We start from the raw sequence: 1,006 nt of genomic DNA on the forward strand, positions 1-1,006 counted from the left end.
GTTCAGCCCAGTGCTGTACTCACGCGAAGCCACAGTCGCAAAGCTGTGCAACACGCTGCTGGACTTGGGCCGTGATGGCGTGCAATTCGCAGTGTTTCCCGAAACAGTGGTGCCGTACTACCCCTACTTCTCTTTCGTCCAGCCACCCTTTGCTATGGGTAAGCAGCACCTAAAACTACTGGAAGAATCCGTCGAAGTCCCCTCGGAGGTTACCCGGCAGATCGGCGAAGCCTGCCGCGAAGCCGGAATCGTAGCCTGCATCGGCGTCAATGAACGCGATGGAGGCACGATCTATAAYGCTCAATTGCTGTTCGACGCTGACGGTTCGCTGATTCAGCACCGCCGCAAAATCACGCCGACCTACCACGAGCGTATGGTCTGGGGCCAGGGCGACGGTTCTGGCCTACGGGCCACCGACAGTGCCGTGGGCCGGATCGGCGCGCTGGCTTGCTGGGAACACTACAACCCATTGGCTCGCTATGCATTGATGGCCGACGGCGAACAGATCCATGCAGCCATGTTCCCAGGCTCCCTAGTCGGACAGATCTTTGCCGAACAAATGGAAGTCACCATCCGCCACCACGCATTGGAGAGCGGCTGTTTCGTGGTCAATGCCACTGCGTGGCTGGATGCCGAGCAGCAGGCGCAGATCATGGCCGACACCGGCTGTGCTCTGGAGCCGATATCAGGCGGTTGCTTCACTGCGATTATCTCCCCAGAAGGCAAGGTTCTTGGTCAACGCACTGAAGGCGAAGGCGCAGTCGTCGTCGACCTTGACTTCGCCCTGATCGACAAACGCAAACGCATGATGGACTCGGTTGGGCATTACAGCCGGCCCGAGCTGCTGAGCTTGTTGATAGACCGTCGCGCGACCGCTCATGTACATGATCTGCGCGGATCATCAGAGGAAGCCTCGGATGAATAACCTGATCGCAAGTAAGCCCGCAGATCTGTCTGCTCACCCAGCCAATAGCGCTGGCTTGATATCGGTCAAGAACCTGAATTC

1 protein-coding gene is annotated in these 1,006 nt (G+C 58.2%); it reads left to right on the forward strand.

Annotated elements, in window-relative coordinates; translation table 11 throughout:
• Nucleotides 1-925 (forward strand): Nit6803 family nitrilase (locus AC1DRJ_RS29475; RefSeq protein WP_477805229.1); only part of this gene is annotated, 925 nt, incomplete at its 5' end.
• Between the last annotated feature and the right edge of the window lie 81 nt (nt 926-1,006).

The organism is Pseudomonas sp. P5_B2, assembly GCF_056400445.1.